The organism is Bacillus sp. JJ1764, assembly GCF_036962145.1.
Classification (GTDB): domain Bacteria; phylum Bacillota; class Bacilli; order Bacillales; family Cytobacillaceae; genus Neobacillus.
On the sequence record NZ_JBALNY010000015.1, the window covers coordinates 14321 to 20579 of the forward strand.

6 protein-coding genes are annotated in these 6259 nt (G+C 40.0%); all 6 read left to right on the forward strand.

Going from position 1 to position 6259, the window contains the following annotated elements; translation table 11 throughout:
- Positions 1-223: 223 nt before the first annotated feature.
- The 6 genes from V7083_RS02220 (at position 224) to trxA (ending at position 6101) form a co-directional block, all read left to right on the forward strand.
- Positions 224-1927, forward strand: coding sequence for an AMP-binding protein (locus V7083_RS02220; protein WP_335474918.1), 1704 nt, complete (start codon positions 224-226; stop codon positions 1925-1927).
- A 193-nt stretch (positions 1928-2120) separates the two neighbouring features.
- Positions 2121-2705, forward strand: a complete 585-nt coding sequence (locus V7083_RS02225) for a TetR/AcrR family transcriptional regulator (protein WP_335474920.1) — start codon at positions 2121-2123, stop codon at positions 2703-2705.
- 24 nt (positions 2706-2729) lie between these two features.
- Positions 2730-3503 (forward strand): enoyl-CoA hydratase, encoded by a 774-nt coding sequence (locus V7083_RS02230; protein ID WP_335474922.1) that lies wholly within the window; start codon positions 2730-2732, stop codon positions 3501-3503.
- 115 nt (positions 3504-3618) lie between these two features.
- Positions 3619-4392 carry an electron transfer flavoprotein subunit beta/FixA family protein gene (locus tag V7083_RS02235; protein ID WP_335474925.1) on the forward strand — a complete coding sequence of 258 codons (774 nt, stop codon included), beginning with the start codon at positions 3619-3621 and terminating at the stop codon, positions 4390-4392.
- A gap of 39 nt (positions 4393-4431) precedes the next feature.
- Positions 4432-5409, forward strand: coding sequence for an electron transfer flavoprotein subunit alpha/FixB family protein (locus tag V7083_RS02240; protein WP_335474927.1), 978 nt, complete (start codon positions 4432-4434; stop codon positions 5407-5409).
- A 377-nt stretch (positions 5410-5786) separates the two neighbouring features.
- Positions 5787-6101: a thioredoxin gene (gene trxA / locus V7083_RS02245; RefSeq protein ID WP_335474929.1), complete on the forward strand. Its 315-nt coding sequence runs from the start codon at positions 5787-5789 to the stop codon at positions 6099-6101.
- Positions 6102-6259: the final 158 nt, after the last annotated feature.

Genomic DNA, 6259 nt, shown 5'->3' on the forward strand with positions numbered 1-6259 from the left:
AACACCCACGAACCGCACGTGCCTGAAGCGGAAATCAACATACTAGTTTTACTGAGCCTTTATTTTATAAAAATAATGAAATAAAGCTGACTTAAAAAAGGTCAAGTAGACAAGGTGTGAACTTATTTCAATTTAAGGAAACTCCATTGTTTAATGGAAAATACTGTACTATAATTAAAGGGTGAGAATTTTGAAAATTTCAATAAAAGGGGGAGGTCCGTTCATGTCGGAGTCCAGACCGTGGTTGAAAAATTATCCTAAAGATATTCCCACCACCATTGACTACTCCACAGAGCCGGTACAAAAATTTTTACAAAAATCAGCAGAAAGCTTTCCGGAAAAAATTGCGATTCATTTTATAGGAAAGGAAATGACGTATAAGCAGCTTTACCAAGATGCCTTAAAGTTTGCTGTCTATCTTCAGGAAATCGGTATAAAGAAGGGTGACCGTGTTGCCATCATGCTGCCGAACACTCCACAAGGCGTCGTTAGTTATTTCGGAATCCTCATAGCTGGGGGAATCGTTGTTCAAACGAACCCTTTATATACGGAACGCGAGCTCGAATATCAAATGAGCGACTCCGGAGCAAAAGTAATCGTCACCCTAGATATCCTCTATCCACGCGTCTCAAAGGTCATGCCACAAACCAATTTGCAGCATATTATTGTAACCGCTATCAAGGAATATCTGCCATTTCCCAAAAATCTTATCTATCCTTTCATCCAGAAAAAACAATATGGAATTGTTGTTAAGGTAAAACATGAGGGTCCAATTCACCTATTATCCGAAATCATGAATAGATCTCTTGGACAGGTGAAGGAGTATGATTGTAACGTAGAAGAAGACTTGGCATTACTTCAATATACGGGGGGAACCACAGGAGCCCCTAAAGGAGTCATGTTGACGCATAAGAATTTAATCACTAATGCTACAATGAGCCAGGCTTGGATTCCTAGGTGTAGGCCCGGTGAAGAATCTGTATTGAGTATTGTCCCATTTTTCCATGTATATGGCATGACAGTGTGTATGCTTTTGGCGGTGAAGATGGCAGGCAAATTAATCATCCTTCCTAAGTTTGATGCCCTCGATACCTTAAAAACCATTCATAAGCAGCGGCCAACCCTTTTCCCAGGTGCACCTACCATCTATATTGGTTTACTTAATCATCCTGATCTGAAAAAATATGATTTATCTTCCATAAATGCATGTATCAGTGGTTCTGCTCCGTTACCGCTGGAAGTTCAAGAAAAATTTGAAGAAGTAACAAAAGGGAAACTGGTAGAAGGCTATGGGCTTTCAGAAGCATCTCCGGTAACCCATTCCAATTTCTTATGGGACGTCGAACGAATAAAAGGCAGTATAGGAGTGCCTTACCCTGATACTGACTCAAAAATCATTTCCATTGATACTGGTGAACCCTTGCCTGTAGGAGAAATAGGGGAAATCGTTATTAAAGGTCCACAAATTATGAAGGGTTACTGGAATCGTCCTGAAGAGACGGATGATGTGTTAAAGGAAGGATGGTTGTTTACAGGTGACCTCGGTTATATGGATGATAAGGGCTATTTCTATGTGGTCGACCGGAAAAAGGATATGATCATTGCCGGGGGCTATAATATTTATCCAAGAGAGATAGAGGAAATATTATATGAGCATCCCGATGTCATGGAAGCAGTGGTAGCAGGCGTACCCGATCCATATCGCGGGGAAACGGTGAAGGCTTTTATTGTGTTAAAAGAAGGTTCGACAGTTTCAGGAGAAGAAATGAACCAGTATGTCAGAAAATATTTAGCTGCTTATAAGGTACCAAGACTTTATGAATTTAGAAAAGAATTACCAAAAACAGCAGTGGGAAAAATATTAAGAAGAATGCTGGTAGAAGAAGAACTACAAAAATTAGAAGATGAAGCAAAAAAACACGCTTAGTTTGCGCCATTATTTTTTTTGAATAAAAAGGCTTGTCATAGAACCAAATTTCAAAAAAATAATCAATTACGGATTTAGAATTTCTTGACAGAATAAAAGTTTAAAATTATTATAAAAATATGAATGATTATTCATTCATATTTTTATTTTACTATTATATATATTAAACCATTTTTTCCAAAGGAGGGATACCATGAAAAAAACAAAGCCAAAGTACATGCAAATTATTGATGCAGCGGTCATCGTCATCGCCGAAAACGGCTATCACCAGGCCCAAGTCTCAAAAATTGCAAAACAAGCTGGAGTGGCTGATGGGACCATCTATCTATATTTTAAAAACAAAGAAGACATCCTTATCTCTCTCTTTGAAGAAAAAATGGGAAATTTTATCGAAGAAATAGATCAAAGGACAGCAGGAAAAGAGACCGCGACAGAGAAGTTATTAATGATGATCGATGCTCATTTCGAATTGCTTTCTCAGGACCATTATCTTGCGATTGTAACACAATTGGAATTAAGGCAATCTAACAAGGATTTGCGTTTAAAAATCAATAATGTATTAAAAGGATACTTAATGGTCATTGATAAGATCCTTGAAGAAGGTAAGGAATCAGGTGAGTTTGCAAGTGACCTTGATGTCCGTCTTGCCCGGCAAATGATTTTTGGCACCATTGATGAAACTGTAACGTCTTGGGTGATGAATGAGGAAAAGTACGATCTCAAAAAGCTGGCGGTTCCTGTCCACAAGCTATTAATCAACGGATGTACAAAACGCTAGTGTGCTAAGAATAGGGGGAGTAATATGGAGTATTTAAAATGGTCAAGCGGGGATGGTATTGCCACTATTACCCTACAGCGTCCTCCTGCGAATGCGCTTTCATCAGGGCTTTTGCGGGAGTTAGCTGGTGTCCTGGATGAAATTGAGCCAAATCGTGACATTAGGGTCGTGGTGGTTCATGGTGAAGGGAGATTCTTCTCAGCTGGGGCAGATATTAAAGAATTTACAACAGTAAAATCTTCTGATGGCTTCTCTAATTTAGGGAAATTTGGTCAGGGTCTATTTGACAGAATGGAAAAGTTTCCAAAACCAATCATCGCTTCTATTCACGGGGCCTCACTTGGCGGTGGATTAGAGCTGGCGATGGCTTGCCATATCAGGCTTGTCAGTGAAACGGCCAAACTTGGTTTGCCAGAATTGCAGTTAGGCTTAATTCCTGGGTTTGCGGGAACACAACGCCTGCCAAAATATGTAGGTGTGGCCAGAGCAGCCGAAATGATGTTTACATCAGAACCAATCACCGGAGTAGAAGCAGTGCAATACGGTTTAGCCAATCATGCCTATCCAGAGGAAGAAGTGTTGGAACAAGCCTATAAGCTGGCCAGGAAAATTGTGAAGAAAAGTCCAATCGCCATCAAGGCAGCCATTGAATTATTAAACTATGCCAAAACAGAAGAATTTTATGAAGGTACCAAAAGAGAAGCTCAGTTATTTGGTGAAGTATTTGTCTCTAATGATGCTAAAGAGGGCATCCAAGCCTTTATTGAAAAAAGAGAGCCTAATTTCAAGGGTGAATAAACGGATCTTGTGTGAGTAAAGAATCACCCCTTCCGTTTACCAATATATTTTTTTACAATCAATTTTCTTAATCTTTCAAACTAAAAAAATGTTTGAATTTCTTAGGAGGGTAACCATGAACATTTATGTGTTATTGAAAAGAACCTTTGATACCGAAGAAAAAATCACCATTTCCGGCGGGAAGATCAATGAGGATGGTGCGGAATTTATTATCAATCCGTATGATGAATATGCAGTAGAGGAAGCCATTCAGGTTCGCGATGCAAATGGCGGTGAAGTTACTGTTATCTCTGTCGGGAGCGAAGAATCAGAAAAGCAATTACGTACAGCTCTTGCAATGGGTGCTGATAAAGCAGTTCTTATTAACACGGAAGATGATGTTGAAGGCGGAGATCAATTTACTACTGCCAAAATCATTGCTGAATACCTAAAAGATAAAAATGCTGATTTAATTTTAGGTGGAAATGTTGCAATTGATGGCGGGTCAGGGCAGGTTGGTCCTCGTGTAGCAGAACTATTAGGAATTCCATACGTAACTACAATTACTAAGCTTGAAATTGATGGAACAAAGGCAACGGTTACCCGTGATGTCGAAGGAGATTCTGAAGTGATCGAAACGAGCCTTCCATTACTAGTAACAGCCCAACAAGGGTTAAACGAGCCGCGTTATCCATCTTTACCAGGAATTATGAAGGCAAAGAAAAAGCCTTTAGATGAACTGGAGTTAGATGATTTAGATCTTGAAGAAGACGATGTAGAAGCTAAAACAAAAACGATTGAAATATACTTACCGCCTAAAAAAGAGGCAGGAAAAGTATTGTCCGGGGAATTAGCTGATCAAGTGAAAGAACTTGTTCAACTACTACACACTGAAGCAAAAGTTATTTAATCGGTTATCTTAAAATTTGTTTGCAGGGGGTAAACACAAATGTCCAGAAAAGTATTAGTATTGGGAGAAGTTCGTGACGGATCCTTACGTAATGTATCTTTCGAAGCAGTTGCTGCAGCAAAAACTGTTGCTGAAGGCGGAGAAGTAGTTGGTGTATTACTTGGCGATTCTGTAAGCGGTTTAGGTGCGGAATTAGTTAGATATGGTGCCGATCGTGTAGTCGTAGTGGAGGATGAAAAGTTATCACAATATACCTCAGACGGATATTCCCAAGCGCTTCTAGCTGTCATTGATCAAGAACAGCCTGAAGGTATTGTATTTGGCCATACAGCACTTGGAAAAGATTTGTCTCCAAAAATTGCTGCCAAGCTTTCATCTGGTTTAATTTCCGATGCAACAGCTGTTGAAGTGGCAGGAGGAAACGTTGTCTTTACTCGACCAATCTATTCAGGTAAAGCGTTTGAAAAGAAAATTGTGACTGACGGGATCATTTTTGCAACCGTTCGTCCTAACAATATTGCTCCACTTGAAAAAGATGAGAGCAGAACAGGTGAAGTTTCTTCCCTATCTGTTGAAATTAAAGATTTACGCGCCATCATTAAGGAAGTAGTAAGAAAAGCTACTGAAGGTGTTGACCTAAGTGAAGCAAAAGTTGTCGTTTCCGGTGGCCGCGGTGTGAAAAGTGAAGATGGCTTTAAGCCATTAAAAGAGCTGGCAGATGTTTTAGGTGGAGCAGTTGGCGCGTCCCGTGGTGCGTGTGATGCCGAATACTGTGATTACTCACTGCAAATTGGTCAAACGGGTAAGGTTGTAACTCCAGACTTATATATCGCTTGCGGGATCTCGGGTGCCATTCAGCATCTTGCCGGCATGTCCAATTCAAAAGTCATTGTAGCCATAAATAAGGATCCTGAAGCTAACATTTTTAAAGTAGCTGACTATGGAATCGTTGGTGACCTATTTGAAGTGGTCCCAATGTTAACGGAAGAATTCAAAAAATTAAAGGTTCATCAATAATTGATTGAACTCTAAAAAAGCGGGCGGATTTCCGTCCGCTTTTTTCATTGTCTAGCTCCAGCGCACTAGCGGCAAGTGTCCTTCGTCTCCGCCCCCCGATAACTAAACATCGAATCCCCTCCGGCTCTACGTGTTTCCTATCTCAGTTGGAGAGACACCACAAGGAAGGCTTCGACAGCACAGGCATCGCCCGAAGGAAAGTGTTTGCTTTTTCGAGAAGGCCAAATGCAGTAGACCTAGGCGCTTGTGCTTTTCTTATAATGTAGTTTAATTTAATGCCATTAAGGGAAAATTAGATGCGAAACATATTATTAGCGTGATTTTCTAAACAATGCTATACTTTCCGTATATTTAAGAAAGATTAGGAGGTCATATATATGGCTATTTCACATTTAACGGATCAAAACTTCGCTGCAGAAACAGGTTCTGGCTTAGTTCTAGTTGATTTCTGGGCTCCATGGTGCGGACCTTGCAAAATGATTGCACCAGTTTTAGAAGAAATCGATGCTGAAATGGGCGACAAAGTCAAAATCACAAAATTAGATGTAGATGATAACCCACAAACAGCAGCTAACTTTGGCGTAATGAGCATTCCAACTTTGTTAGTATTCAAAGATGGCGAAGTTGTTGATAAAGTAGTTGGCTTCCAACCAAAAGAAGCTTTAGCAGGTGTACTTCAAAAGCACGTCTAATCAAAGACCAAAGGCCTTAACTGGAATCTCTCCGGTTAAGGTTTTTTTTACTTTTCTTAAGGAGTGTCTTTCTATATAAGAGGATGAAGGATAGATGGAAAGGAATCCTGTCTGGGAATGTCTTTCAAAGAGTGGATGAACGACAGATGGAAAGGAAT

What these genes read in the sequence shown, in the direction of transcription:
- V7083_RS02220 (WP_335474918.1), top strand. Translation starts at nt 224, where the DNA reads ATGTCGGAGTCCAGACCGTGGTTGAAAAATTATCCTAAAGATATTCCC.
- V7083_RS02225 (WP_335474920.1), top strand. Translation starts at nt 2,121, where the DNA reads ATGAAAAAAACAAAGCCAAAGTACATGCAAATTATTGATGCAGCGGTC.
- V7083_RS02230 (WP_335474922.1), top strand. Translation starts at nt 2,730, where the DNA reads ATGGAGTATTTAAAATGGTCAAGCGGGGATGGTATTGCCACTATTACC.
- V7083_RS02235 (WP_335474925.1), top strand. Translation starts at nt 3,619, where the DNA reads ATGAACATTTATGTGTTATTGAAAAGAACCTTTGATACCGAAGAAAAA.
- V7083_RS02240 (WP_335474927.1), top strand. Translation starts at nt 4,432, where the DNA reads ATGTCCAGAAAAGTATTAGTATTGGGAGAAGTTCGTGACGGATCCTTA.
- trxA (WP_335474929.1), top strand. Translation starts at nt 5,787, where the DNA reads ATGGCTATTTCACATTTAACGGATCAAAACTTCGCTGCAGAAACAGGT.